This window comes from Candidatus Saccharimonadales bacterium, from assembly GCA_035480635.1.
Taxonomy (GTDB): domain Bacteria; phylum Patescibacteriota; class Saccharimonadia; order UBA4664; family DATIHN01; genus DATIHN01.
In genome coordinates this window covers 25166-48544 of record DATIHN010000019.1, presented here as the reverse complement: position 1 = coordinate 48544, position 23379 = coordinate 25166, and the positions used below count along the sequence as shown (strand labels likewise).

At 50.8% G+C, this 23379-nt stretch carries 28 protein-coding genes and 2 tRNA genes; 23 read left to right on the top strand and 7 right to left on the bottom strand.

Annotation, left to right across the window (positions count from 1 at the left end; all coding sequences use genetic code 11):
• Window positions 1-52: 52 nt before the first annotated feature.
• The 3 genes from tsaB to VLE72_03070 are packed head-to-tail and all read right to left on the bottom strand — an operon-like array spanning window position 53 to window position 2194.
• Window positions 53-445, bottom strand: a complete 393-nt coding sequence (gene tsaB, locus VLE72_03080) for a tRNA (adenosine(37)-N6)-threonylcarbamoyltransferase complex dimerization subunit type 1 TsaB (GenBank protein HSX14867.1) — start codon at window positions 443-445, stop codon at window positions 53-55.
• Window positions 442-915: a tRNA (adenosine(37)-N6)-threonylcarbamoyltransferase complex ATPase subunit type 1 TsaE gene (tsaE, locus tag VLE72_03075; GenBank protein ID HSX14866.1), complete on the bottom strand. Its 474-nt coding sequence runs from the start codon at window positions 913-915 to the stop codon at window positions 442-444. Before tsaE ends, tsaB begins: the two co-directional genes overlap by 4 nt.
• On the bottom strand, window positions 821-2194 hold the full coding sequence (locus VLE72_03070; protein HSX14865.1) for a lamin tail domain-containing protein: 1374 nt from the start codon (window positions 2192-2194) through the stop codon (window positions 821-823). Before VLE72_03070 ends, tsaE begins: the two co-directional genes overlap by 95 nt.
• 134 nt (window positions 2195-2328) lie before the next feature.
• Here VLE72_03070 and VLE72_03065 point away from each other — a divergent pair, with 134 nt between their 5' ends.
• The 4 genes from VLE72_03065 (at window position 2329) to VLE72_03050 (ending at window position 6664) form a co-directional block, all read left to right on the top strand.
• On the top strand, window positions 2329-2919 hold the full coding sequence (locus tag VLE72_03065; protein ID HSX14864.1) for a hypothetical protein: 591 nt from the start codon (window positions 2329-2331) through the stop codon (window positions 2917-2919).
• Between the two features lie 80 nt (window positions 2920-2999).
• The gene (locus tag VLE72_03060) at window positions 3000-4934 is read left to right on the top strand and encodes a GspE/PulE family protein (GenBank protein ID HSX14863.1); all 1935 of its coding nucleotides are present in this window, start codon (window positions 3000-3002) and stop codon (window positions 4932-4934) included.
• Complete coding sequence (locus tag VLE72_03055; GenBank protein ID HSX14862.1) at window positions 4934-6142, top strand: type II secretion system F family protein; 1209 nt, start codon at window positions 4934-4936, stop codon at window positions 6140-6142. Before VLE72_03060 ends, VLE72_03055 begins: the two co-directional genes overlap by 1 nt.
• 90 nt (window positions 6143-6232) lie before the next feature.
• Window positions 6233-6664 (top strand): prepilin-type N-terminal cleavage/methylation domain-containing protein, encoded by a 432-nt coding sequence (locus VLE72_03050; GenBank protein HSX14861.1) that lies wholly within the window; start codon window positions 6233-6235, stop codon window positions 6662-6664.
• Window positions 6665-6758: 94 nt separating this feature from the next.
• On the opposite strand, the gene VLE72_03045 is transcribed toward VLE72_03050, so the two are convergent.
• Window positions 6759-7358 (bottom strand): hypothetical protein, encoded by a 600-nt coding sequence (locus VLE72_03045; protein HSX14860.1) that lies wholly within the window; start codon window positions 7356-7358, stop codon window positions 6759-6761.
• A 185-nt stretch (window positions 7359-7543) separates the two neighbouring features.
• Between VLE72_03045 and pilM the strand changes: the two genes are divergently transcribed.
• The 8 genes from pilM (at window position 7544) to VLE72_03005 (ending at window position 12765) form a co-directional block, all read left to right on the top strand.
• Window positions 7544-8614: a type IV pilus assembly protein PilM gene (pilM, locus tag VLE72_03040; protein ID HSX14859.1), complete on the top strand. Its 1071-nt coding sequence runs from the start codon at window positions 7544-7546 to the stop codon at window positions 8612-8614.
• A complete protein-coding gene (locus tag VLE72_03035; GenBank protein HSX14858.1) occupies window positions 8611-9153 on the top strand; it encodes a PilN domain-containing protein in 543 nt (180 codons plus the stop codon). Before pilM ends, VLE72_03035 begins: the two co-directional genes overlap by 4 nt.
• Complete coding sequence (gene pilO, locus VLE72_03030; GenBank protein ID HSX14857.1) at window positions 9150-9701, top strand: type 4a pilus biogenesis protein PilO; 552 nt, start codon at window positions 9150-9152, stop codon at window positions 9699-9701. The genes VLE72_03035 and pilO overlap by 4 nt, the downstream gene beginning before the upstream one ends.
• Window positions 9698-9997, top strand: a complete 300-nt coding sequence (locus tag VLE72_03025; GenBank protein ID HSX14856.1) for a hypothetical protein — start codon at window positions 9698-9700, stop codon at window positions 9995-9997. The genes pilO and VLE72_03025 overlap by 4 nt, the downstream gene beginning before the upstream one ends.
• A 407-nt stretch (window positions 9998-10404) precedes the next feature.
• A complete protein-coding gene (locus tag VLE72_03020; GenBank protein ID HSX14855.1) occupies window positions 10405-11715 on the top strand; it encodes a trehalase family glycosidase in 1311 nt (436 codons plus the stop codon).
• Window positions 11716-11763: 48 nt separating this feature from the next.
• Window positions 11764-12273, top strand: a complete 510-nt coding sequence (locus VLE72_03015) for a hypothetical protein (GenBank protein HSX14854.1) — start codon at window positions 11764-11766, stop codon at window positions 12271-12273.
• Window positions 12273-12518 (top strand): hypothetical protein, encoded by a 246-nt coding sequence (locus VLE72_03010; GenBank protein ID HSX14853.1) that lies wholly within the window; start codon window positions 12273-12275, stop codon window positions 12516-12518. Before VLE72_03015 ends, VLE72_03010 begins: the two co-directional genes overlap by 1 nt.
• A gap of 170 nt (window positions 12519-12688) precedes the next feature.
• Window positions 12689-12765 (top strand) — tRNA-Lys (locus VLE72_03005).
• 193 nt (window positions 12766-12958) lie between these two features.
• Here VLE72_03005 and VLE72_03000 read toward each other — a convergent pair.
• The gene (locus tag VLE72_03000; protein ID HSX14852.1) at window positions 12959-13237 is read right to left on the bottom strand and encodes a hypothetical protein; all 279 of its coding nucleotides are present in this window, start codon (window positions 13235-13237) and stop codon (window positions 12959-12961) included.
• 22 nt (window positions 13238-13259) lie between these two features.
• On the opposite strand from VLE72_03000, the gene VLE72_02995 reads away from it, so the two are divergent.
• The 11 genes from VLE72_02995 to VLE72_02945 all read left to right on the top strand — a co-directional run bounded on the left by VLE72_02995 (window position 13260) and on the right by VLE72_02945 (window position 21348).
• Window positions 13260-13466, top strand: coding sequence for a hypothetical protein (locus VLE72_02995; GenBank protein HSX14851.1), 207 nt, complete (start codon window positions 13260-13262; stop codon window positions 13464-13466).
• Between the two features lie 116 nt (window positions 13467-13582).
• On the top strand, window positions 13583-14194 hold the full coding sequence (locus VLE72_02990; GenBank protein HSX14850.1) for a formyltransferase family protein: 612 nt from the start codon (window positions 13583-13585) through the stop codon (window positions 14192-14194).
• A tRNA-Phe gene (locus VLE72_02985) sits at window positions 14185-14258 on the top strand. Before VLE72_02990 ends, VLE72_02985 begins: the two co-directional genes overlap by 10 nt.
• A 55-nt stretch (window positions 14259-14313) precedes the next feature.
• Window positions 14314-14550 (top strand): hypothetical protein, encoded by a 237-nt coding sequence (locus VLE72_02980; GenBank protein ID HSX14849.1) that lies wholly within the window; start codon window positions 14314-14316, stop codon window positions 14548-14550.
• Window positions 14551-14643: 93 nt separating this feature from the next.
• Window positions 14644-16083: a ComEC/Rec2 family competence protein gene (locus VLE72_02975; protein ID HSX14848.1), complete on the top strand. Its 1440-nt coding sequence runs from the start codon at window positions 14644-14646 to the stop codon at window positions 16081-16083.
• On the top strand, window positions 16034-16798 hold the full coding sequence (locus VLE72_02970) for a YebC/PmpR family DNA-binding transcriptional regulator (protein HSX14847.1): 765 nt from the start codon (window positions 16034-16036) through the stop codon (window positions 16796-16798). Before VLE72_02975 ends, VLE72_02970 begins: the two co-directional genes overlap by 50 nt.
• Window positions 16795-17271, top strand: coding sequence for a crossover junction endodeoxyribonuclease RuvC (gene ruvC, locus VLE72_02965; protein ID HSX14846.1), 477 nt, complete (start codon window positions 16795-16797; stop codon window positions 17269-17271). Before VLE72_02970 ends, ruvC begins: the two co-directional genes overlap by 4 nt.
• Before the next feature lie 52 nt (window positions 17272-17323).
• Window positions 17324-17875, top strand: coding sequence for a Holliday junction branch migration protein RuvA (gene ruvA, locus VLE72_02960; GenBank protein ID HSX14845.1), 552 nt, complete (start codon window positions 17324-17326; stop codon window positions 17873-17875).
• A complete protein-coding gene (gene ruvB / locus VLE72_02955) occupies window positions 17872-18894 on the top strand; it encodes a Holliday junction branch migration DNA helicase RuvB (GenBank protein HSX14844.1) in 1023 nt (340 codons plus the stop codon). Before ruvA ends, ruvB begins: the two co-directional genes overlap by 4 nt.
• A gap of 14 nt (window positions 18895-18908) precedes the next feature.
• Window positions 18909-20840 carry a hypothetical protein gene (locus VLE72_02950; GenBank protein HSX14843.1) on the top strand — a complete coding sequence of 644 codons (1932 nt, stop codon included), beginning with the start codon at window positions 18909-18911 and terminating at the stop codon, window positions 20838-20840.
• Window positions 20806-21348, top strand: a complete 543-nt coding sequence (locus VLE72_02945; GenBank protein ID HSX14842.1) for a PH domain-containing protein — start codon at window positions 20806-20808, stop codon at window positions 21346-21348. Before VLE72_02950 ends, VLE72_02945 begins: the two co-directional genes overlap by 35 nt.
• Window positions 21349-21699: 351 nt before the next feature.
• Here VLE72_02945 and dnaJ read toward each other — a convergent pair whose 3' ends face one another.
• Together dnaJ and VLE72_02935 are read right to left on the bottom strand one after the other, a co-directional pair.
• A complete protein-coding gene (gene dnaJ / locus VLE72_02940) occupies window positions 21700-22800 on the bottom strand; it encodes a molecular chaperone DnaJ (protein ID HSX14841.1) in 1101 nt (366 codons plus the stop codon).
• The gene (locus VLE72_02935; GenBank protein ID HSX14840.1) at window positions 22800-23372 is read right to left on the bottom strand and encodes a hypothetical protein; all 573 of its coding nucleotides are present in this window, start codon (window positions 23370-23372) and stop codon (window positions 22800-22802) included. Before VLE72_02935 ends, dnaJ begins: the two co-directional genes overlap by 1 nt.
• Window positions 23373-23379: the final 7 nt, after the last annotated feature.

Below are 23379 nucleotides of genomic sequence, written 5' to 3'. Positions count from 1 at the left end.
TAATTATCCGGAAGTTCCGATTTTTTGTCGAGCGAAAATAGGTGCATTGAACTCACTTCCTCGGCTTTGTAATATTCGCCTCGGCGCCGTAGGCTGGCATAACGTAATCGCCTGGTTTGGCTGATTTGAGTTTGGTGAAACCAGCCGTAATCCAATTCTTCCCAGTTGATCCGACGATCGGAAGGTTTTGCGAATAAGCCATGGTGTTAGCAACACTTAGGCCGATGCGAAGGCTGGTGAATGACCCGGGGCCTTCGAAAACTATGATGCCGCTGAGGTCATCAATGCTGGCCTGGTTTTGTTTAATGATCTCTAGAATGTGCGTCAGTAATCCTTCGGATAATTCGCGGCCCGATTGCCAAATTTCGCCAGTGATTTTTTGGCCAGTTTCATCAAGCAAACCAATTTCGCATTCCATACCGGCCGTTTTGAGAATTAAGATCATGCCTTCAAGTCCTTGATGATTTTGGCATAGCGGCCACTGCCAGAAAAAGTAATTTCGCGATCGGTTTCGCTGAGCGCAATTAGGCTGACGCTGAGCCGATCTTTTGGCAGATTGGCTCCAACATGTCCGGCCCATTCGATCATGACAATTTTAGATTCATCACCCGCAGCTTCGGCCAGTTCTTGGGCAGTGATGTCATCTGGTTCCAATCGGTAGAAATCATAGTGCTGTAACTCGCGACCATGGGACAATTGATAAACGCGGCTAATAGTAAAGGTTGGACTGACGATATCACCGTCATACCCCAAACCTTTCGCAATGCCCTGAGCCATGGTGGTTTTGCCACCGCCCAGATCACTAGCTAACTCAATAACCTCACCGCCCTGAAGGCGGGCGCCGAGCTTCTCGCCAAGTGCGATAGTTTCGCTTGGCCCGTGTGTAGTGGTTTTGTAAGTCGTAGCGGAATTCATAGATTGCGTACCCAATAGTAAGGGTAGCCAGCCCAATGATCAACCACCGACTGGCCAACCCGGCAGTGTGTTGGTCGGCCAACAGCCCAGCGACCTTGGGAGCTTTGGTGGCTTTAACGGCCTTAACTTTGGAAGCCGCCGATCTCGAACTAGCCGCTCGCCGACTGGAAGTTCGAGCTGAGCTAGAGGCCGAAGCCAAGGTGGCATTGGGCACGGCCGCGTAAATGTTAGCAGCACCAGGCGTAAGTGCGGTGCTCCAGCGCCAATCATCGCCAAATCTTGAAAAGCTCAGGCCGGTCAATGAACCATCATAAACATCAGTTTGGTCAACCACACCGCCACTCGCATCGAGCAATTCGGCTGCCCCGCCAGTATTGGTTAGACTCAAGTGGGTTTGGGTCGAATAGAGCGCTATATATCCGCCGACCGCCAAACTGCCACTGGGGATAGTGTAGGTGTCATGAAAATCTGCCCCGGTTTTGAGGACGTAGCCCGTTAAATCAATTGGACTAGGGGTGGGATTATAGAGCTCAATGAATTCATCGTGCAGGTCTGTCAAAGGTGCGGCTGGATCGATGAAGAGCTCATTGATTTTGGGTTGGCCCAGAACCGAGCTAGGCGAGCTGGCTGGGGTCGAGCCAGTATCGGTTGATGATCCCGGGTTTGTAACCGGTGTTGTTATTGGATCGCCCGGGACTTCGATAGCACTAACAGTTGACTGTGGCTCGGGGTTTTGCCGAATGGCGAAATCAGCCTGGTTGTTATCACTATCAATCCCATTTCCGCCGCTGGGGTTGGCCTCACCCGGCTGGCGTTCCAAACTTTGGCCAGCCGCCGGGGCTGCCGCTGGCGATCCTTCAAATTCAACAGCCGTCCCCCAACCGAGAACGTCGATAACTTGTCCGGTGCCATCGACGATCCTAACTGAACCACCGCTTTGGGCCATCCCGGACGAAAAAGCCGCATCGGCACTGGCGAGATAAGTTGTGGCCGCAATTAGATAATAGCCGTTGGCTGCAATCGAGCCGTGAAGCCCGCTGCTGGTCCGATTAGTCCAACTGCTGGTGGCTCCAGCTGGACGATATTGCAACTGCCAGCCTTCAACCGAGATGGCTTGATTGGTCGGATTGTAGAGTTCAATAAATTCTTGGCTAGCGCTGGCGGACGAGCCAGTTTGAAGTTCGCTAATAACAATGTGATTGGTCGCTTCAGCCCGCACAAACTGGCTAATGCTCAGGCAAACAATTACGGCGGCCGAAAGGGCACTGATACGTTTCATAAAATCCCCCTTACCTATTTGTACCCTCAATTCAACATTAGCCAAACAGAAACCGAACGTCAAGACCTTGTTTTTTAAATCCCTCTGGGCTAGAATCAGGCCACTTCGCACCTACCTTACCGCAGGAGTTTTTAATGCAACTCAGCCGGACCCAGAATCTGGTTTTGTTTTTGATCAAAGACTCACAGATGGATGAGCTGGAAATCCCGCCTATGCCATTTGCCACCTTCGCCCATCAGAGACTTGGCTTGGACCTAGTGGACGTAAATAGGTCGATTGACTACCTAGTCGAGGTCGATCTAATCCAAGGTGTGCCAAACGGCAGACACTCTTGGTACCGACTAACATCCGGGGGTCGACACCGTCTTGGGATCTACACCTTGATGCCGGATTTAGTTTTCCCTCCACCAAAGCCAGAGCCTGCCAAAGCCGAACCCGCCGCCCCGCGCAAGCCTTCGACCTGGCCGAATTCGTTCGAAACACGGGTCCGGAACGAGCAGAAGCAAAAGGATATCGCCGAATTCCTGGCGAGCTGCCCAGGCCACCAGTTTGTGCCCGAAGGTGACGTGCTGGTCAAAGAACTCGAACCGCTCGTCGATATCCCGGCCGACGACTTGCGTTACCGATTGTCGGAAATGCAGCGGCAAGGCAGAATCAAAATCGAGTTCGATGGCAGCGGCTGCTGGACCAGAGTGACCCTGCTTGATCAAGTGGTTGTCGAGTAAGACGACTCTTGCGACCTCGTCGTCAGACGGGGTCGTTACATTTTCAATCCGGGATTACCCTTATGCTATAATTTCGGTATATGCAGATCGCGGATAAGGAGCTCAAGAAACTGCTGCTGGCTTCCGATAAGGTCAAGCCGGTCTCGCTCAAAGACGCCGAAAAATTCACCGAAGAATCGGGCGAAACCCTGCTTCAAACCGTCTTGAAGCGCAAAATTATTAGCGAAAAAGACTTGGTAAAGCTCTATGCCACTAGCATCGATGTACCGTTCGTGGATCTGGCCAACGTCAAGCTGCCCAAAAGCACTCTGACCAAAATCCCTGAACGGATTGCCCGCAAATATCAGGTCGTCTTGTTTGGCGATAAAAAGGGTGAGCTGGATTTGGCCATGGCCGACCCGGAAGATTTCCAAGCCATTGATTTCATCGAAAAGCAGCTCGGTCACCCCGTCAAAGTGCACGCCGCCGCTAGCTCCGACATTTTGGCCTTGATCGATCAGTACAAGGGCAACATCGATAGCGAAATTACCAAAGCCATTCACGATTCATCGGAAGAGGAAAGCAAGGATCAAGAGGTTAGTGCCAAGGATTTAGCCGAGGATGCGCCAATTGCCAAAACCGTGAACATCATTTTGGAATACGGCATCAAAGCTCGGGCCTCGGATGTTCACATCGAACCGCGCGAAAATTTGGTCCAAGTCCGCTACCGCATCGATGGGGTTTTGCAAGAAAGTATGACCCTTCCCAAACCGATTTTGAACGCCGTGGTTTCTCGTATCAAAATTCTAGCTAACCTTAAAATTGACGAACATCGTATCCCCCAGGATGGTCGTTTCAAATTTTCCTTGGGTTCCAAATCAGTGGCCCTTAGAGTTTCGACCCTACCGGTAATGGATGGCGAAAAAGTCGTCATGCGCTTGCTCGATGAATCAACCAAGGCCCAAACGCTGGAAGAATTAGGCTTCGAGGGGCGATCGCTGGAAGTCATTAACCGCAACCTGAAGAAACCCCATGGCATGACCCTAGTGACCGGCCCGACCGGTTCGGGTAAATCGACGACGCTGTATAGTATTTTGAGCTTGCTTAATACACCTGGCATCAACATTTCAACGGTCGAAGATCCGGTGGAATATCGCATCCAAGGCGTTAATCAAACCCAAGTTAACCCCAAAGCCGGCATGACTTTTGCCAATGGGCTTAGAGCCCTGCTGCGCCAAGACCCCAATATCATCATGGTCGGCGAGATTCGCGATAAAGAAACAGCCGATTTGGCGGTGCAGGCTGCCCTAACCGGCCACATTGTGCTCTCAACCCTGCACACCAACAATGCCGCCACCACCCTGCCGCGCTTGCTCGATATGGGGATTGAACCATTCCTAATCGCCTCCACCGTTAACACCGTTATTGGCCAGCGTCTGGTGCGCCGGTTGTGTAATGTTTGTCGCGTTCAGTATTTGCCCTCGGCCGAGGAGATGACCGATATCCGCAAGACTTTTCAGGTCGATCAAGCTCTGGCCGCGGCCGTCTTACCCCAGGCAGCGCCGGCGGCACCGGAACCAAAACCGGCAACCGTAGAACCTGCCAAAGCCGGTATGAATGAGCGAGTCGTAAAACCCTTACATAAAATCACCAAAGACGATTCAATTCTCGATAAAATTACGACCGACCCCAACATTATTAACCGCCCTTCGGATGTTAATAAACCGGCGGCTGTAGCCCAAGCCGCACCCAAAATCGATCCCAAAACGCTCAGCAAAGATCAATTTATTCTCTTCAAACCGGGACCTGGCTGTGATCAGTGCGGCCCGACAGGTTATAACGGCCGCATCGGCATCTACGAAGTCCTAGAAATTGATGCCATAGTCCAAAAAATGATTGTGACGCGCGCAACCAGCGAAGATATTCAAACCGCTGGCATCAAGGCTGGTATGAAAACGATGCAGCAAGATGGCTTTACCAAAGCCGTTCGCGGGCTAACTACAATCGAGGAGATCCTAAGGGTCACCAAAGAATAATGGCACAGTTTAGCTACACTGCCAGGACTAAAACTGGCTCCATGCAACAAGGGACTCTTACAGCCACCGACCGAGCGGCGGCGCTCGCTAGCCTGTCGCAACAAAACTTGGTGCCGGTCTTAGTCAAAGAGCAAAAGGAGGGCGGCGGCTTTGGCCTGTTTAAAAAAGGCCGCAAGGTCAAGCTCAAAGACAAAGTCATCTTTTCGCGCCAGTTGGCCACCATGGTCAATGCCGGTGTCCCGATCGTCAAGGCGCTGACGATATTGAGCGAGGAGGCTTCCGAATCCAAACGCCTGCAAGAGGCTTTGCGCGATGCCACTAAGCGGGTGGAAAGCGGCGGGACTCTAGCTGATGCCCTGGCCCAGCACCCCGACGTTTTTAGCTACGTTTACATCAACATGGTCCGGGCCGGCGAAACTGGTGGTATTTTGGATGAGGTCCTCGAGCGCTTAGCCACGCAGCAAGAAAAAGACGCCGAAATCGTCGGCAAAGTCCGCGGCGCCATGATTTATCCTGGTGTTATTTCGACCGTGGCCGTATTTGCCTTCTTCTTTTTGATGACCGTCATCGTTCCGAAACTGTCGGTCATCTTCAAAGACTTAGGCGGCCAGTTGCCAATTTACACCCGAATCTTGTTGGGAATAAGCAACTTTATGACTCACTTCTGGTACATATTAATTATCATAATGGTGGCCATAGTGGTAACCTTCATCCGCTTTCATGCGACTGCTCGGGGCAAACGCATTGTCGATCGGGTCCTAACCAAAGCGCCGATCGTTGGGCCCATTATTATTAAAGTCAACGTGGCCAGGTTCGCTCGAACCTTTGGTTCGCTACTGTCTTCCGGAATTAATGTCATGGAAGCTCTAACCGCCACCAAATCGGCCCTCAAAAACAGCCTTTTCAGTGATGCCTTGGATGAAATGGCCCGGGCCATCCGCAACGGTAAATCAATTTCCGAGCCGCTCAAAAACTCGGAACTCTTTCCCCCGATTGTGGCGCAAATGACGCTGGTTGGCGAAGAAACCGGTAAATTAGATGAAATTTTAGTTAAAGTGGCCGATTTTTACGAACGCGAAGTTGATACCGTCATCTCAAGCATTGCTTCCATCATCGAACCAGTTTTAATTATCGCCCTAGGCGTCATGATCGGCTTCATCGTGCTATCGGTCTTCGGCCCAATTTCGCAGCTGAATAACCAAGTTTAGTGATTGACTTCTAAGCATAGGCGCTTTATTATTACTGTGATTACAGCTTAACTGCTGAATCGCCATAATATAAAGGAGGTGAGCACTCACATGCGTAAATTGTTAAGAAGGCAGCAAGGTTTCACCCTGCTCGAACTTCTGATCGTAATCGTCATTATTGGTATTTTGGCGTTGATCATCGTGCCAGGTCTGGCCAGTGGTCCGAAGCGAGCCCGCGACGCTCAGCGTAAGAGTGATATGCGCGCGGTCAAAAACGCCCTCGAAACCTACTACAATGACAACAATGCCTATCCAGCTGGAGACTACGCTGGTCTAAGCGCCCATTTGGTGACGGCCTATATCCCCAGTATGCCGGCAGATCCTAAGTCCGGTAACCCCGCCTACGTTTACACCCCGGTCCCATCGGGTTGTGCCGCTGGCGCTTGTACTAGCTACGTCCTCGATGCAACCTTGGAAAACACCAAGGACTCGCAGATTAAAGCTGGTACGACCAACACCTACGAAGTCACCAGCACCAACTAGTTTAGTTTGACTCACAAAAAACGGCCCGAGGGCCGTTTTTTGGTTATAAAAGTAAAGTGCCCGCTCACGAATGAGCGGGCACAGTGTATTCCTTCTACGAGTACTTACGAATGGCCAGAAACAACACTCCGGGATCCCAGTCATTTTTGTCCGCCTCAAGCAGGAGATGACTGCCTGTCTCGTCGAACATCAGGCTGCAGACGAAGCTGTAGCTAACTGGATTTGGTCTGTGTGCTGCCCCAAGAGCGATGGTCGGCAGTACGCTTTGATGACCCGACCTCGCAAAGGCCAGCAGCTCCGGCAATGTCGCTGGCCGCAGTAGCCTACGCTCCATCTCGGTCAAGACGTAGCCTGTTGTACAGGAAGTCTCGAACTGCAGCCGAGTGGCTTCAACTCGCTCAGGACCTGGCGCAATGGGGAAGCTCTCTTCGGTAATCCCCGGAGAAACGCGATCGAATTCACCCGCCGCGATCATCTTGGCCAAGGACTGACTATAGTTGATTTTCAACGCAGCGATTGGTTCGTCGGCTCGCCGCTTCTTTAACTGATCCACCCACCAGTTGGTCAGTTTGCGACCGACACGGTTGCCAGCCAGAAGATTGTCGACATCATCTTCGGCCACACCGGCGGCATCTAAGGTTTCAAGGAACCTTTCGAGCTTGCCGACCGACATGGAGTGAATGGAACCAGGCATTGGTCTGCCTTTCGTTGGGCCGCCAGTGTACCCTTTTTGGCTGATTGCCAGGGTTTTACCGACTAACTGCGGCGGTGTCAAATTACCGATTAATTAAACCTTTTTACTAGTATATTGTCAATATTTATTACCCTAGAAAGTCAAAGCGCTCGTGCTATAATTAAACTGCTAATGCTACGAGAGAGGTGAGGTTGCAAACTCCCCTGGTCTACCGCAAGAGCTCCCTAATGGGTCTCGACATTGGTAGTCATAATGCCAAGTTAGTTCAGGTTCGCCATGGCAACAAGGGTGTTGATGTGGTGGCCTATGGTCATGTCAACTTCACGGCCGAATCAGTCGTGGAGGGCATTGTGGTTGATCCCGAAAGTTTGGCCAAACAAATCGCCCCTGTGCTTACCAGCAGCGGATCGAAGTTTAGTGCCAAAAAAGTGGCCACGGCCCTGCCAGTGGCCAAAGTTTTTACTAGGACCCTGCAACTACCGATCATGGACAAGAAGGACTTGGAAGAGGCCATTCGCCTGGAAGCCGAGCAGTCGATTCCGGTGCCGCCAACCGATTTGTACATGGATTATGAGATTATTGGCATTAATAAGCCCGAAAAAGGCGAACCCCACACCGATATTTTGATGGTGGCAGCGCCCAGAGCCATTGTTGATTCCTACGTCAAACTGATTACGGCCCTAGGTCTGGGTATTGCCGCTGTCGAAATTAGTTTAATGTCGATCACGCGCTCGGTCATGGCGGCCAGCAACGCTCAAGGCCCTAGTTTGATTTTGGACTTTGGCTCGATCTCGGCTGATCTGGCGGTTTACGATCAAGTTATTCGCTTTACTGGGACGATTCCGGTTGGTGGCGATCAAGTCACGGCCGCTCTAGTCAAAAACTTGGGCATAACCACCGAACAAGCTAATGAAATCAAATACAAGTTTGGCATTGGCACGAGTGGGTTGCAATCCAAGGTCATGGAAGCTTTGGATCCATTGTTAAAAAGTTTGATCAGCGAAATGAAGAAAGCCATGAAGTACTACCAAGATCGCACCACCGGCAAGCAGCAAATTAGCTCGGTGGTCGTCAGCGGCGGTAGTGCTAACATGCCGGGTCTAACTGATTATTTAACCAAAAGCCTGGGTGTCCCACTAACGGTAGCGAACCCCTGGCAAAATCTGGGCATTAAACACGTCAAAAGCCCAGATCCCCTGGAAGCGCCCATGTACGCCACTGCCATCGGCCTGGCTTTACTCGAGGTCATGCCATGATCAACCTGCTGCCGCCAACAGTCAAAGCCGAAACCAGCTACGCCAAACGCAACCGCACTGTGGTCCGCTACGTTTGGTTGCTAAGCTTGGTGATTCTGATAGTCGGAGCCGAATTCGCCGGGGCTGAAGTCTATATTAGCCATCAAAAACAGTCTTACGAAAAAGACATTGCGGCTAAGCAAAGCCAAATTAATGGCTATAAAGATCTAGAATCGCAGGCTCAAGCGGCCAACAGCCGCTTGAAGGCCTTTAAAACTTTGGTGGGAGATCAGGCTCGCTTTTCCAGTCTGCTAGCTGACTTGGCGGCCCACACGCCGCGGGGCGTCTTCATCAATTCGATTAGTTTGACGGGGGATTCCAAGCAGGCTGTTAAAATTGCCGCCACTGCCAATTCTTACTCTTCGGCCGTCAGCTTTCGTGATGCCTTGGTAACGTCGAGCCGGATCAAAGATGCCTCGATTGACGATATCTCGAATCCAGCAGATGGGGTCTATAAAGTTAACGTGACAGTGGCCTTCAAACCAGGAGCGTCCAGGTGAAACCCAAGAAGTTCTTCTTTATCCTGCTAGGTCTGTGCTTGGTACTGACCATAGTTCTGGGTGGCGGCTTTTATATGGGTATCAAAAAGATCCGCACCCAAACCGGTGCTCTAGCCCGAACCGCGGCTGATGCCACGCTGGCTCAAGAACACCTTGATCAACTCAGTGATTTGAAGAAGCAGTTCCAAGAATTACAACCGGCGCTGGCTAAACTCAATGTCGCTCTACCAACGGACAAGAACCAGTCCGAGGTGGTTTTGCAAATCCAACAATTAGCCGCCAACGCCGGCATGAAATTGCCGAGCGCCAGTTTCCAAGCCAACAATGGCTTACCGACTTCTACCAGTCAAACCGTTCGCAGCGGCGATGTCCTAGCGCTGCCGATAAACTTCCAGCTATCCGGTAGTTACGATCAACTCCAAGCCTTCTTGGCCTCAGTCGAAAACCTCGGCCGCTACAGTAACGTTTCGGCCCTATCAATTACCCGAGCCGACAATAACAAAGGATTAACCTTTAGCATTACGCTAAATGTTTACGTCAAGCCATGAAACTAAAAATTAATTTTAAAGCCGTAATCAAAAAAGTCTCTGCCATAGCGCTGAAATTTAAAGGCCTCTTCATAGTGGCAGCTGTAATTGTGCTGGTTGGCTATGCTGGGCTCTTGATTAGTCGGTTGGTGTCTCTAGAGCCAGATCAAGCTTATCTGGCAGACCAGCGGGCTAAGCTCGATCAAACCAAGATCAATTTTGATAAAAAGACCATCGATACTATCAATCACCTCCAGCAGCTCAACCCACCGATTGATCTTACCAATATCGGTAAAAGCGATCCCTTCTCGCCTTAAAAAACTCCCTCAACAGGTTTTTAATACGCTTTTCCCCACCAATTTTTTGTGTAAGCTCACTCTTCTTACCCCCATATCCCCTGCCCTGCGAATTTTGTCGTTCGGCCTTAAGACTGGCTCGCCAGTTTATGTCGCTCGCTAATAGGACGTACAGTCTTTCGGCTCGAACGACTATTACCTTTTTCTAGACAGCAGATTGCGAAGAAATAGATAGTGGGAGTATACCGATGAGCAATCTGCTCAAGATGATCCAAAAGATAGGCTCCCCAGCCCATTTTTTTGTATCGACTTAGTTAGTACTAGTTGTGGGAGTAATAAGAGTGAGCTTACACAAAAAATGGGCTGGGTAAAATCGGTTGATGGAAGAAGATTTATTTGAAGTTTGCCATAAGCACTATAATAGGTAGGTGAAGCTAATCCAACTCGAACAAGCTGCCAAACGAGTGTTGGCGGCCAACGATCAAGGTGACTATACGGTGCCTTCGACTAAACTCTACCCCCACCAATGGCTGTGGGATTCGGCCTTCATCGCCATTGGCTTGGCCCATTACGATCCGGTACGGGCGGCCCAAGAAATTCAAACACTGTTGCGTAGCCAGTGGGGTAACGGCATGATTCCACATGTGGTTTTTGGCGCTAGCGAAGATTACTGGTTGGATCAAAAATTCTGGCGCTCCAATCGCTCCAAATTTGCCCCCCGCCAGGTTTTGACATCGGGCATCACCCAACCACCAGTCATTGCCATGGCAGCCGAAATCGTGGCGGAACATTTGGGTTCGGCCCTGCGCGAGGAGTTCATCCGCCAAGTTTATCCGGCGCTAGTGGCCTATCACCAGTGGTGGTATCGGGAGCGCGATCCTAAAGGCACGGGCTTGGTGGTACTAGTACACTTGTGGGAAAACGGGCTGGATAATACACCCCCCTGGACCGAAATGCTTCAACGAGTGCGTCTGCCTCTGTATCTTAATATTGGCCTAAAGCTAGGTTTAAAATCGGTCGTCAATCGCCTGAGGCCTGATACCCGAATTGTGCCGACCGAAGAGCGGCTTGATCTCCATGATGCCGCCCGTTCCGTCGTGCTGGCAGCCAAACTGCGGCGCAAAGGCTATGATGGCAAAAAAATTCTTAAACACCCGACCATCGCAGTGGAGAGTTTGACCACCAATTGTCTGCTGGTTGTATCGAACGAATCACTCGGCCGCTTAGCCGGATTAATTGATGCTAAATTGCCTCACGAACTAGCAACCGCTGCCACTCGGACCAAGCGAGCCATCCAGCAACTCTGGGACGGCCAGGAGTTTTATTCTCGCGACTACACCACTGGCCAGCTGATTAAATCACCCTCTATCAACACTTTCTTCCCTCTGATTGCTGGTGTGGCGACCAAGGCACAAGCAGCAAAGTTGGTCGAACTTCTCCAGGATCCCAAACGTTATTGGCCACAATTTCCAGTGCCAACGGCCGCCCTGGATTGGCCAGGGTTTAGCCAGAAGCGCTATTGGCAGGGGCCGACGTGGGTCAACACTAACTGGCTGATCATTCAGGGGCTCAGGCGCTACGGCTATGACGATTTGGCCAGCGAACTGCGAGCCAAAACTCTCGCCTTGGTCGAGAAATCCGGTTTTAGCGAATATTTCTCCCCGCTGGATGGCAAACCCTACGGCATTGAGGGCTTTTCGTGGACGGCGGCTCTAGTAATTGATTTGTTAAACGAGTAGGAGGCTCGAAATCAGGCACCATAAGCGCTATACTTAAACCTGAAAACCATGGCTATGAATATCCCCGCAATTGATTTTAGTGCCACGCTGGTAATTATTTTGATCATCGCAGCGGTGGTGGTATATGGCCTAATGGCCGGGCACGCCAAAGTCCGCAATTTGGCCATGAGTACTTACGTTGGCATTGTGCTAGCCAGCCAGCTTGGCAGCGGAATCCAAGATTATTTATCGAAGCACGGGCACGATAACATTAACATCGGCGCTATTCGCCTGGCTCTCTTTATTGCTCCAATTGTGCTCCTGGAAGTCAGTCGCCGCCACCGCAGCCGCGGGGCTCATGCTGGCATGAGTGTAACCGTGATTCTAGCGGTCTTAACGGCCGGGCTAATCATCAGTATGGGCCTTGGTCAGCTCGAGGGCGCCACACTTGCTCACATCACCGATAATTCGACTCTAGCTTTTGAACTCTACACTTACCGACTGTGGCTGGTGGCAATCGTACCAATCTTCATTATTGCCGAGGCCTTTATCGCTCAAAGTCGGGGCGAGAAGCATTAATGAAGTGGCAAGATTTAATTTTCGTAGCGGGTATCACCATACTTTCTCTATCACTAATCCCCACCATCCGGGGTCGTCAAAAACCGGCGCTAATTACTAGCCTAGTGACCATTGTCATTTTAATTATCTTTGTTGTCACTGATGTTAGTTTGAATCTGCCACTTTCGGCGGCCGTAACAGCACTGAGTGTGGTGGCTTGGGTTATTTTGGCCTACCAAAAATCTCGCCAAGCCAAACGTCGCTAGATTGACCAATCAACAGATTCGGGGTATAGTTTGTTGGTTCTAGACCTGATCCCACACCTAAAAAGCCGAAATCAAACCAAGCGAAGCTGTTTGATAAGGCAAAAGGAGAAATTGTTCGAAAGCTGGAGTGAGTTTATTGACTCGCGGAAGCTGAAGTACAATTTGGACGTGGGCCCATAGCTCAGTTGGTCAGAGCGAGAGCCTTTTAAGCTCTGCGTCGTGGGTTCGAGTCCCACTGGGCCCTCCAACGAAAGTGCCTCAGCGTAAGCTGGGGCTTTTTCGTTGGGGCGTGAGACGAGAACCCAGGTAGCCCGTAGGGCTGGGTTCGATTACGAGGAGCTCACGCAGGTGCTTGCACCGAGTAAGCGACGAAGGATGAGTCCGCCAGCTGGCGGACGATGTCCCTCTGGGCCCTGCATTAGATTTATTAGATTGGAAACCTAGTTAGCTAAATAATACTTTTGCGGCTGGTCGCTGGTGCGTTTAATAACATTCCGCGCCTCCAGATCAAGCTTGACCGTTTCGGCGTACCAAGAAATATTGCCTTCAAACGTACCCCTCAGCTTTAGCTCGACTCTTGCCATGAGTTGGTTTTGAGTTAGACGCTGATCGTGGAGCACGGAAGTTATGGCCGCCTTCATAGTATCGTATTTAGACTTACTAATATTGCGCCCGCTCTTGCCCTGGGGGTGGAGAGTCAAGATTGATTCTTCGCTCATAACTCTATTGTATACTTAAGCAATGGTAGTAATCGGAATTATTATTATCTTTGCAATTACTATTCACGACTTAATCAGATATGCATCTGGCGACCCCGATTATGGTTGGAAGTTGTGGGATTTGACGATATTTCCTTATGAGATTGGTTTCAATGGGCTTGGCTCAATAATTCGTTGGCTGTTCATGGTTATGGCTGTGTTGTTGATATTTATCGGTTTAAGAAACTAAACGCATCAACACAAAATACCTCAAAGGGGTCTTTTTACTTACGGTTGCCAGAAAGTATGTTCTGTTTGATAATTAAGCCCGTTCGCTTGAATGAGGGCGAAAGAGGAGTACGCGTGATGAAGATTGCAGTCCTAGCTTCAGGTAGTGGCACCATCTTGGCATCGATGATTGAGCACAAAGTCCCGATCAGTCTGGTGCTAGCCGATAAGCAGTGCAAGGCGCTGGAAATCGCCCAAGCTGCCGGTATCCCAGCAGTGCTGATTGATCGTAGGGAGTTTGGCTACAAGCCCAAAATCGGTGAGGGTTGGGACCGCGAGGGCTTTACCCGCGCGGTCGCCGCAGCCTTACAGGAGAACGGCATCAAGCTTGTGGCTATGGCTGGGTTTTTTACCATCCTCCACGACGTCATATTCGAGGACTACGACAAGCGGATTTTGAACATCCACCCGGCCCTCCTACCAGCGTTCAAAGGCGAATATGCTGTTCGCGATGCTCTGGCTGCTCGAGTCAGCGAAACCGGCTCGACCGTCCACATCGCTACTGAAGTGCTCGACGACGAAAGCTATATACTGGGGCAGGTTAGAGTCCCAGTCGAAGACGGCGACGACGTTGAGACGCTCTGGGAGCGAATCAAAGTCCAAGAGCGCGAGCTGTATCCGCAGGTCCTATTGGACATTTTGAGCGGCAAGATCAATCTCGACGAAGTCGTTAAAAACTCGGCCCGTTAGATCAGTTGGTGAGATCGCGCGCTTGAAAAGCGTGAGGCCGGAGGTTCGAATCCTTCACGGGCCACTGGAAGCGAGCGAACGGAGTAAGGGGCATGACATTCTAACCAAGGAGTCATGCCATGAAACGCCGAGAGCCCCTAATGGTCTACCATTACCAAATTGTCATCAACATCGTCGAGTGCTTGCCGGCGGACGATGACAGAGACTGGGGACGAGACGACAATGAGGCGGCCAAAGACAGGAGAGCGCAGTACTTGCAAAACTGTCTGGCCTGGGCCAAACGCCGCTACCCCAACCGCCAGATTTACGTCGAAGCCACAGTCGGGCGACAATTTGGCAGCCGCCAACGGCTCTAGCAAGCCTCGGGCCGATCACTTAGGTGGTCGGCCCTTTCACTTTAATACTTGTCTGCTAAAATAATCTCAATCGGAGGGTAAAAACTAGCCTCCATGAAAACGACTATTCATCAAACTACTCTCATAACTGCAGCCAGCTTAGCCTTCTTAATTGGGTTGGTGATTGGGCGTCCGATGTTTGTCTCGGGTGCACTTGTGGTTGGCCTTTTTGCAATCACCTTGGTACTCGGGCGTAGTCGTTGGCGTAATCTGGCAATAATCATTATGGCGCTAACGCTGGGTCTGTGGCGGGCTGGGCAGGTGCGCTGGAGCGATCAAATACTCGCCAGCCATTTTGGTCAAAGTGTTCGCCTCGAAGGTGTAGTCAGAGACGATCCGGCCCTGAATGATCAGAACCAATTGAGCTTCAGTCTGGCGACCAGCCGGCTGGACGATCGGCCCTATCGCACGAACATCGCTGTTTTTACTCACCGCTTGCCCATCCGACGTGGCTATCAAATTGCCTTGGTTGGAAAATTAAAACCTTCAATCGGTGCCAATCAAGCTGAGTTTAGCTTCCCTCAAACCCAAATTATTAGTGACCATATCAGCTGGTTAGAACGTTGGCGACTAAGGTTTTTTGCCGCCGAGCGGGCCATGATTCCTGAGCCTCTGGCCTCATTCGCCCTCGGTTTATTAATCGGTGCTCGAGCTTTAATCCCCAAAACTTTGCAAGCCCAATTAGCGGCTGTGGGCCTTAGTCACCTAGTGGCGGTTAGCGGCTACAATCTGACGATTTTGGTTGATGGTGTGCGGCGAGTTTTTCGAAATTCCAGTAAATTCTTTGTATTAGCCTTGAGCTTATGGCTAATTGGCGGCTTTGTGGCCGTAGCTGGCGCCAGTGCCTCAATCGTCCGCGCCGGAGCCGTTTCAATTCTGGTACTAGCAGCCGGATACTATGGCCGGACCATCAAACCCGTTTTACTTATCGCCTTAGTGGCAGCCTTGACGGCTGGCCTGAATCCGCATGCCCTCTATAGTGATCTAGGCTGGCAGCTATCATTCGCGGCTTTTGCTGGCATTTTGATCGTGGCCCCGATATTGGGGGAACGCTTAGGCCTATCTAATCACCCCCTAGGCATGATTGCGTTGGAAGCTCTAGCTGCCTATCTTTTAACTTTGCCCCTGATTTTACATAGTTTCGGGACTTTTACGCCAATTGCACCACTGACCAATCTGATCGTCATGCCGTTGGTACCAATTGCCATGCTAGCCAGCTTCGTGGCTGGGTTGGCAGGCCTGGCCGTGCCACTGGTGGGCGGCTGGTTGGCTTGGCCCGCCATCTTGCTTTTGCGCTTCATCGTTGGAGTGATTGAAACTGGATCAAAATTACACCCGCTCACTGTTCAAGTTTCGATCGGTTTCATGATTGCATGGTACGGCTTAATCATTGGTTGGCTAGCTGCGATTTGGCCCAAGCGTCCTACACCTCCAACCTGGTATAATGATATTAACAGGGAAGCAGATCATGTCCGGACACAGCAAATGGCATAGTATAAAACACCAAAAAGCGGCGGCCGATGCCAAACGGGGCGCGGCTTTTACTAAGCTCGCCAATGCCATCACTATTGCGGCCAAGCAAGGCGGTGGCGATCCAGTAGTGAACTTTAAGCTGCGACTAGTCATGGGCAAGGCCCGCTCGGCCAATATGCCTCAGGCCAACATTGAGCGAGCCATCAAAAAAGGCACCGGCGAATTAGGTGGGGCCCAAGTTGAGGAAATTCTCTACGAAGGTTACGGCCCAGGAGCCGTGGCCATTTTGGTGGAGGTCGCAACCGATAATCGTAATCGAGCCGCTTCCGAAGTCCGCAGCGCTTTTACCAAACATGGCGGGCGCTTGGCCGAGGCTGGCGCGGTGGCTTTTCAGTTTGAGCAAAAGGGGCAAATCGTCTTAAATCAAACTGGCGATGAGGCTGAGCTAGCCGCCATCGATGCCGGCGCCGATGATATGAACGAAGAAGATGGCAAGCTCTATGTTTACACTCCAGCCGCCAAACTTGATCAGGTGCGCTCAGCTCTAGCGGCGCAGAACCGACCGATTGATTCGGCTGAGCTGGCCTACATTCCGCGCACCAGCGTCACTATCAGCGACCGTAAAATCTTGAACCAGCTGATTGCCATCATGGAAACGTTGGATGATTTGGATGACGTTACCGAAACTTACGCCAACTTCGAGGTGGCAGGCGAACTTGAGCTGGCCGAGCAGTGAGAATCTTGGGCATCGATCCGGGCACAGCCACAACCGGCTTTGGCATCATTGATAGCCAAGGCCAAAAACTTAAATTCATTGGTGGGGGTGTCATCACCACCCCAGCGGCGGCCGATATGCCCGATCGCCTGCTAACCATCAAGCGCGAAATCAGCCAAGTGGTGGGCGAATACAAACCCGATCAAATGGCCGTCGAATTACTCTACTTTGCTCGCAATTCCAGTACCGCTATTAGCGTCGGTCAGGCTCGCGGGGTGGTCTTACTGGCCGCCGCTGAGGCTAGTATCCCGGTGGTTGAATTCACGCCCTTGCAGGTTAAGCAAGCTGTCACTGGCTATGGCAAAGCTACCAAGCGCCAAATTCAAGAAATGGTCCAGACCCTGCTAAGCTTGTCCGAACTCCCAAGGCCAGATGATGCGGCCGACGCATTGGCCTGCGCCATTGCGGCCGCCCAAAGCGTCCAAACGCCCTAAAATCATCCGACGGCGGTTTTGATTCACCTGGTTAAACCTGTACAATTACCATATGATCGCGCGCATTCGGGGGAAGCTAGTCGAGAAGACTTTTGATAGCGCCATCGTCGAGGCTGGCGGTGTCGGCTACGAAGTATTGGCTCTAGCGCGTGATCTCGCTAACCAAAAAATCGGCGACGAGGTAACCTTTATTACCCACCAATACATTCGCGAGGATCAACAAACTCTCTATGGTTTCGGCCAGGCCGAGGATCGCCAATTTTTTAGCAAACTCCTAACTATTAGCGGCATTGGGCCAAAAGTTGCCTTGGCAGTTTTGCAAGCCGCTACCCCAACCAAGCTTAACCAGGCCATCGCTACTGGCAACCCGGATATATTACGCGGCGTCAGTGGCATTGGTAACAAAACGGCCCAACGCATCACCCTAGAACTCAAAGGCAAAATTAATGCCCCAGCTGCTCAAGCTCAGGATGAAACCTATCAAGCTCTGGTGGGTCTGGGTTATTCTAGTTCTCAGTCGGCCGAAGCGGCTGCTAAAGTTCCCACCGAGGTAGTGGACCCCGCTGAACGCGTCAAAGCGGCCTTGAAAGGGTTGGCCAAATGATCGAACGCTTAAGCGCCCACGATAATAGTCCGGAAGACGAGCAGATCGAAGAGACTCTGAGGCCGAGGGCTTTTGATGAATATGTTGGTCAAAGTGGCATTAAGGACAATTTGCACGTAGCAATTACAGCCGCCAAAGGGCGAGGGGAAACTGTCGACCACATTTTACTCTACGGACCGCCGGGGTTGGGCAAAACCACCTTAGCTGGAGTGATTGCGCGCGAACTGGGGGCCAATATTCGGGTGACTTCAGGTCCGGCCATCGAAAGGGCCGGGGATCTGGCAGCCCTTTTGACCAATTTGAGCGATGGAGATGTCCTCTTTATCGATGAAATTCATCGCTTGCCTCGCAACGTCGAAGAAATTCTGTATCCGGCCATGGAAGATTTTGGCTTGGATATAATGTTGGGCAAGGGTCCCAGCGCTAAATCAATTCGCCTGGATTTGCCTAACTTCACCATCATTGGTGCCACCACCCGGGCCGGATCGCTGTCTGCACCGCTGCGTGATCGCTTCGGTATGGTTCATCGCTTGGATTACTACGCCCCGGACGAAATTGTTCAAATCTTGCGCCGCTCGGCTCGTATCTTAGGTGTAAAATTGGACGATGCAGCAGCAGCCGAAATTGCTGAGCGATCGCGCCTAACGCCCCGTATTGCTAATCGTCTGCTCAAACGAGTTCGAGATTATTCTCAAGTCAAAAAAGTCGACGCCATCTCAGCCCCCATTGCTCGCCAAGCCCTTGATTTGCTCGAAATCGACGAACTCGGTTTGGATAACGCCGACCGCCGCTTGCTAGCGGCCATTATCGAAAACTACGGCGGTGGGCCGGTCGGAGTTGAGACGCTGGCAGCAATTTGTTCAGAGGAACGCTCGACCATTGAAGACGTCTACGAGCCCTATCTCTTGCAAATCGGGCTACTGGAGCGGACCAACCGGGGTCGGCGCGTAACCACCAAAGCCTATACGCACATGGGCGCCGACCCAATCGAAAGGTCTGATCAAGCCAAGTTGCTGTAGCTAATGGAGAGGTGATGAAACTAGCGGCGAACATCTGGATTGAGGGCGCCTACTACGTTGATTTTGATAGCCTGGGTCAACTACGAATTGTCGGTCCCAATAACCACTTACACTACGGCTCCGTGGATCTTTACCGAGATCAACTCAATATCAAAAGTGTTTTTGTTGACGATGGTCAGTTGGTAATAGAAGGCGAAATTTTAGCTTCCAAACTATTTTTGCACGACCCCGTGATGGGTCACATTCGCCGGTTGCGTGATATTACAGAACGTGAGCATCATCCGTTGCCGACCTACGCCAAAGTTTATAATCGTTTTCCGAATGATCTGGCCCCCCACTACATTGGTGTTGAATTAACGCCTGAGGGCTACAAAATCGAGTATCGGCGTAGCTATGATGATCATTGGTATGGTACTGAAACTGTCTTCGACGCAAACACCGAAGTCCATCGGCACAAGTCTAAGCGGGGTTATTATTTGGACAGCCCGGCCTCGGCAATCAGTTTTCGGCTTAGAACGATCACCGATAGCTTACCGGTTCCAAAAATTAACCAAGTGGTCGCAAGTGCACCTATCCAAACGGAGTTCTTGGGCGAATCTCTTAGTCACCAGGTTGACCAATTACTCGACCGCACTGCCCTCGAGATCACCCACCTAGTTCGGAACAACAAAACCAGTGGCTATGGTTTTGGGACTATCATTACTCGCGATTGGATGGAATCGGCTGAGCTGGGCCAAGCCGACTTAACTCCAGAAGCCCTAAGCTACATGTATCACCAGGTTTTTGAATTCATTAATGCCAAGGGGGAGGGCTGGCACGAAAACATCACCGGCGAATTTAAGAGTCAAAAGGAGCATGAGTCCAAAGAGGTTTCTAATGACCTAGCTATGCTGCTGAACCAATCCAACTTGGTAACCCACCAAATGAGGGCAACAGTCGATAAAATTGTGGCTAACTACACCACTCGCAATATGATCGACATTGAACCGCGTTACCTCTTGGCGCTAGGTAGTCTTGGTGCAAAGACGATTAGCCCAGCTGATCTGGCCAAACTCAAACGGGTTGCCGGCTTCATTGTTGACCAGGCCAGGCGCAATGATTTAATTACCTTTAAAAAAGTCCCTAATTTAATCAAGCCGCGGACCGATCAGCGCTTTATTGTCGGCGATTGGCGCGATAGTAGTGAGGCCTTTAGAGGCGTCGGATTCCCGATTGCTCCGTATGATGTCAACGTAGTGCTCTACCCCAAGGCGCTGGACCTTATCCACCAGCACGCCAAAACCCTGAGTGTAGATCGTGCTCAGGTAGCTGAGCTAATTACTAAATGGCAGCGGCCCCGTGGTTGGTATGGATTCTCAAACCAAGATGGTACCACTGCCTTCGCCTTGGCTTTATATGATGTTCAGCCGGGCCCAAATCTGCGCTATCAACGCTTGGAGGTAAATCACCTCGACGAGGCCTACGATTTGTTCTATGGAGTCCCGACTCACGCGCAAGTTGAATCATTTGCCCTGCGTCTACTTGATCCCAATTATTTCTACACCGATTCTGGTCCTACTATTGTCGGTGCCGGCGATGGCTACACCACGCTTGGGTATCACGGTCGGGTAATTTGGGCGAAGCAAACAGCGCTAGCGATAGCTGGATTGCAGCGTCAACTTAACAAGGCCAAGGGCGATGGGTGGCCCGCCAAGCTCCAAAAGCTGATTACAACAGCAGTCGTAAAAACTTCCCAGACTAGCATAGATGCTTGGCTTAAAATGGGGGATATTCCCGAGCTTTATTACGATAAAGCTGGCGTCCCACATTTTTACAATGATCAACCAACAGCCGAAGGTCGGATGAACCTCGTTCAGCTCTGGAGTGACGTCGGTGCACGCCGTATAATAAGAACATATTCGGAGGTTAGCCATGCCCAATCCAAACCAACCAGCGCCCGTCACTGAAACAATCTTGGCCCAGCGGCACAAACATTGGATTAATGTAGCGCCGGTGATGTTTTCGACTTTGATTCTAGCCTTGGTATTCGTTGCGGCTAGCAGCTATTATGCGGGCCACACCGACACAGTGAACCAGTACATCCCAGTTGCCGGCATTAGCGCGCTGACTTTTATTTACTGGGTCTTAATCATCGGAATTGCACTCCTGGCAATCTGGATTTATCGCCAAAATCGGATTGTGTTGACTAACCACCATATAATGCAATACACCAGACGGGGCCTGTTCGACCATAGTGTCTCGCAATTTAGTCTGATCAAATTGCAAGACGTCTCCTGCCGCCAAAAAGGCATATTGGCTAACCTGCTCAGTTACGGTGATATCGAAATTGAGACGGCGGGGGAAGAGGAGAATTTTTCTTTTAAACAAGTGCCCTCTCCGCAGACCCTGGCTGATCAAATCATGCAGGCTCATGAAGCCCTGGAATCGGCCCAGACCAAACCCGACGAAGTTTAATATCCCAACCCATTCACTCGCTCCAACTCCTTCTCCTCCCATACCCTCTGCCCTGCGTCTTTGTCGTTCGGCCTCTCAAACTGGCTAGATGATTGGATTAATAAAAGGTCTAGTAAGACCTTAGGGAGACAGTTTGCTTAGGCCGAACGACCATTATCTTTTTCCGTACAGCAGATTGCGAAGAAATAGATAGTAGGAGTATACCCATGAGCAATCTGCTCTAGATGATCTAGAAAAGAAACCCACCCCACCAATTTTTTTGTATCGACATAGTTAGTAGTCGTAATGGGGGTAAGAAGAGTGAGCTTACATAAAAAATTGGTGGGGAGAGAAATGATAGAAGTAGAATATCTATTTATTCCAAAAATGTTTTTTACCGTCATCTTTGGCGAACTCTTCCAATAGCTGTTTTTGATGCTGGGTTAACTTAGTTGGCGTTATGACGTTAACCGTCACTAAGTGATCGCCCCGGCGCGAGCTATTAACTAGCGGCACACCCCGATCGCTCAATTTAATAACTTTGCCGCTTTGTGTGCCGGCTGGAACTTTCAATTTAACTGGGCCATCAACCGTCTCCACCGGCACCTCGGTGCCCAAAGCAGCATCAGCCATGCCGATGGTAGCTTGGCTCAAAATATTGTGGCCGCTGCGGGTAAATTGATTGCTACTGCGAACTAAAATCTGAACATAAAGATCACCTTTGCGACCGCCTCGAGTGGCAGCACCTTGGCCGCTCATGCGAATAGTTGCATCATTATCGACCCCAGCCGGGATTTTGATAGTGATCTTTCTGGCCTTGTGCACCACCCCACTGCCATGGCATTTGGTGCAGGGCTTTTCTGGTACTTCACCCAGCCCCTCGCAGGTGCCACAAATGCTTTGCTGTTGGAAACTGCCCAAAATGGTGCTTTGAACTTTGGTTACCACGCCACTGCCATCGCAAGTCGGGCATTGCTTAAGCCCGCTGCCCGGTTCGGCCATTTTGCCGGCGCAACGATCACAGGTGTCGTCTAGGTCCAATTGGATTTCGCGAGTGGCACCAAAGACGGCCTCTTTGAAATCGAGCGTTAAGGTAACTTGAAGGTCACGGCCACTTTGGGGGCGGGCTCGGCCGCCAGCGCCTCCGCGGAAGAACATATCGAAGATATCGCCAACGCCGCCCATGTTACTAAAGTCAAAGTTGTTGGGGTCAAAGCCAGCTCCGCCAGCGCCACCACCAAAAGGATTGCCCTGAGCATCGGCATGTCCAAACTGATCGTAAGCCTGACGCTTCTGCGGATCTTTTAGGACTTCGTAAGCCTCGCCCACCTCTTTGAACTTGGCATCGCTGCCGCCATGCTTATCCGGATGATGCTCCATGGCCAGCTTGCGATAGGCTTTTTTGATTTCCTCATCAGATGCCGTTTTGGCCACGCCCAGAACTTCGTAATAATCTTTTTTAGTCGTTGCCATTAGTAACCCTCTGTACCATCAACAATTATATCTGAGTTCTCTTTCGGTTGATCTCGCTGAATATAGGCATTTTCATCTTTAAGCCAATCTTGCCAAATCTTTTTGATATCTTCCTCGGTACCCTGTTTTTTGTCTCGCTCTATGCCTCGCGCCAAACATAGGTCTTCGGGGGTTTCAACCCAAATAGAATACGCTAAATAAGGTCTAAGCTCTTTTCGGTTTGACCTAACACCATCAAGGATCATGATTGGGGTAACAAGTTGTCCTTCAACTGGCTGAGGGTCGTGATCCGGCCACCATTTGCTGCGAGAATAGCTTAGGCTCTTAGCTCCAGCTTTAATTGGCTTAATAACAGATTCAACGAATTTTTCTGTCCAGTCAGATGGGTTGTCGAATGATGCAAAGTCATCCACCTGCGCAACTGTCGCCCCTAGTTCTTGAGATAGTTGTCCAGCCAAAGTTGATTTTCCCGAACCGCCATGTCCATCGACGGCAATAATCTTAATTGGCATCTCGGACGGAGACTCGACTAAGCTAAGTTCTTTTCTTATTTTGTCGCTTAGCTTAGTCATGCCTCAC

Bases quoted from the DNA above. Each gene is read 5' to 3' on its own strand.
- tsaE (HSX14866.1), bottom strand. From the start codon at position 915: ATGAATTCCGCTACGACTTACAAAACCACTACACACGGGCCAAGCGAA.
- ruvB (HSX14844.1), top strand. From the start codon at position 17,872: ATGATCGAACGCTTAAGCGCCCACGATAATAGTCCGGAAGACGAGCAG.
- dnaJ (HSX14841.1), bottom strand. From the start codon at position 22,800: ATGGCAACGACTAAAAAAGATTATTACGAAGTTCTGGGCGTGGCCAAA.
- VLE72_03065 (HSX14864.1), top strand. From the start codon at position 2,329: ATGCAACTCAGCCGGACCCAGAATCTGGTTTTGTTTTTGATCAAAGAC.
- VLE72_03055 (HSX14862.1), top strand. From the start codon at position 4,934: ATGGCACAGTTTAGCTACACTGCCAGGACTAAAACTGGCTCCATGCAA.
- VLE72_03025 (HSX14856.1), top strand. From the start codon at position 9,698: ATGAAACTAAAAATTAATTTTAAAGCCGTAATCAAAAAAGTCTCTGCC.
- VLE72_02935 (HSX14840.1), bottom strand. From the start codon at position 23,372: ATGACTAAGCTAAGCGACAAAATAAGAAAAGAACTTAGCTTAGTCGAG.
- VLE72_02990 (HSX14850.1), top strand. From the start codon at position 13,583: ATGAAGATTGCAGTCCTAGCTTCAGGTAGTGGCACCATCTTGGCATCG.
- VLE72_02970 (HSX14847.1), top strand. From the start codon at position 16,034: ATGATATTAACAGGGAAGCAGATCATGTCCGGACACAGCAAATGGCAT.
- ruvA (HSX14845.1), top strand. From the start codon at position 17,324: ATGATCGCGCGCATTCGGGGGAAGCTAGTCGAGAAGACTTTTGATAGC.
- VLE72_03000 (HSX14852.1), bottom strand. From the start codon at position 13,237: ATGAGCGAAGAATCAATCTTGACTCTCCACCCCCAGGGCAAGAGCGGG.
- VLE72_02995 (HSX14851.1), top strand. From the start codon at position 13,260: ATGGTAGTAATCGGAATTATTATTATCTTTGCAATTACTATTCACGAC.
- VLE72_03045 (HSX14860.1), bottom strand. From the start codon at position 7,358: ATGCCTGGTTCCATTCACTCCATGTCGGTCGGCAAGCTCGAAAGGTTC.
- VLE72_02975 (HSX14848.1), top strand. From the start codon at position 14,644: ATGAAAACGACTATTCATCAAACTACTCTCATAACTGCAGCCAGCTTA.
- VLE72_02950 (HSX14843.1), top strand. From the start codon at position 18,909: ATGAAACTAGCGGCGAACATCTGGATTGAGGGCGCCTACTACGTTGAT.
- VLE72_02945 (HSX14842.1), top strand. From the start codon at position 20,806: ATGCCCAATCCAAACCAACCAGCGCCCGTCACTGAAACAATCTTGGCC.
- VLE72_03070 (HSX14865.1), bottom strand. From the start codon at position 2,194: ATGAAACGTATCAGTGCCCTTTCGGCCGCCGTAATTGTTTGCCTGAGC.
- VLE72_03015 (HSX14854.1), top strand. From the start codon at position 11,764: ATGGCTATGAATATCCCCGCAATTGATTTTAGTGCCACGCTGGTAATT.
- tsaB (HSX14867.1), bottom strand. From the start codon at position 445: ATGATCTTAATTCTCAAAACGGCCGGTATGGAATGCGAAATTGGTTTG.
- VLE72_02980 (HSX14849.1), top strand. From the start codon at position 14,314: ATGAAACGCCGAGAGCCCCTAATGGTCTACCATTACCAAATTGTCATC.
- VLE72_03050 (HSX14861.1), top strand. From the start codon at position 6,233: ATGCGTAAATTGTTAAGAAGGCAGCAAGGTTTCACCCTGCTCGAACTT.
- VLE72_03010 (HSX14853.1), top strand. From the start codon at position 12,273: ATGAAGTGGCAAGATTTAATTTTCGTAGCGGGTATCACCATACTTTCT.
- VLE72_03035 (HSX14858.1), top strand. From the start codon at position 8,611: ATGATCAACCTGCTGCCGCCAACAGTCAAAGCCGAAACCAGCTACGCC.
- VLE72_03060 (HSX14863.1), top strand. From the start codon at position 3,000: ATGCAGATCGCGGATAAGGAGCTCAAGAAACTGCTGCTGGCTTCCGAT.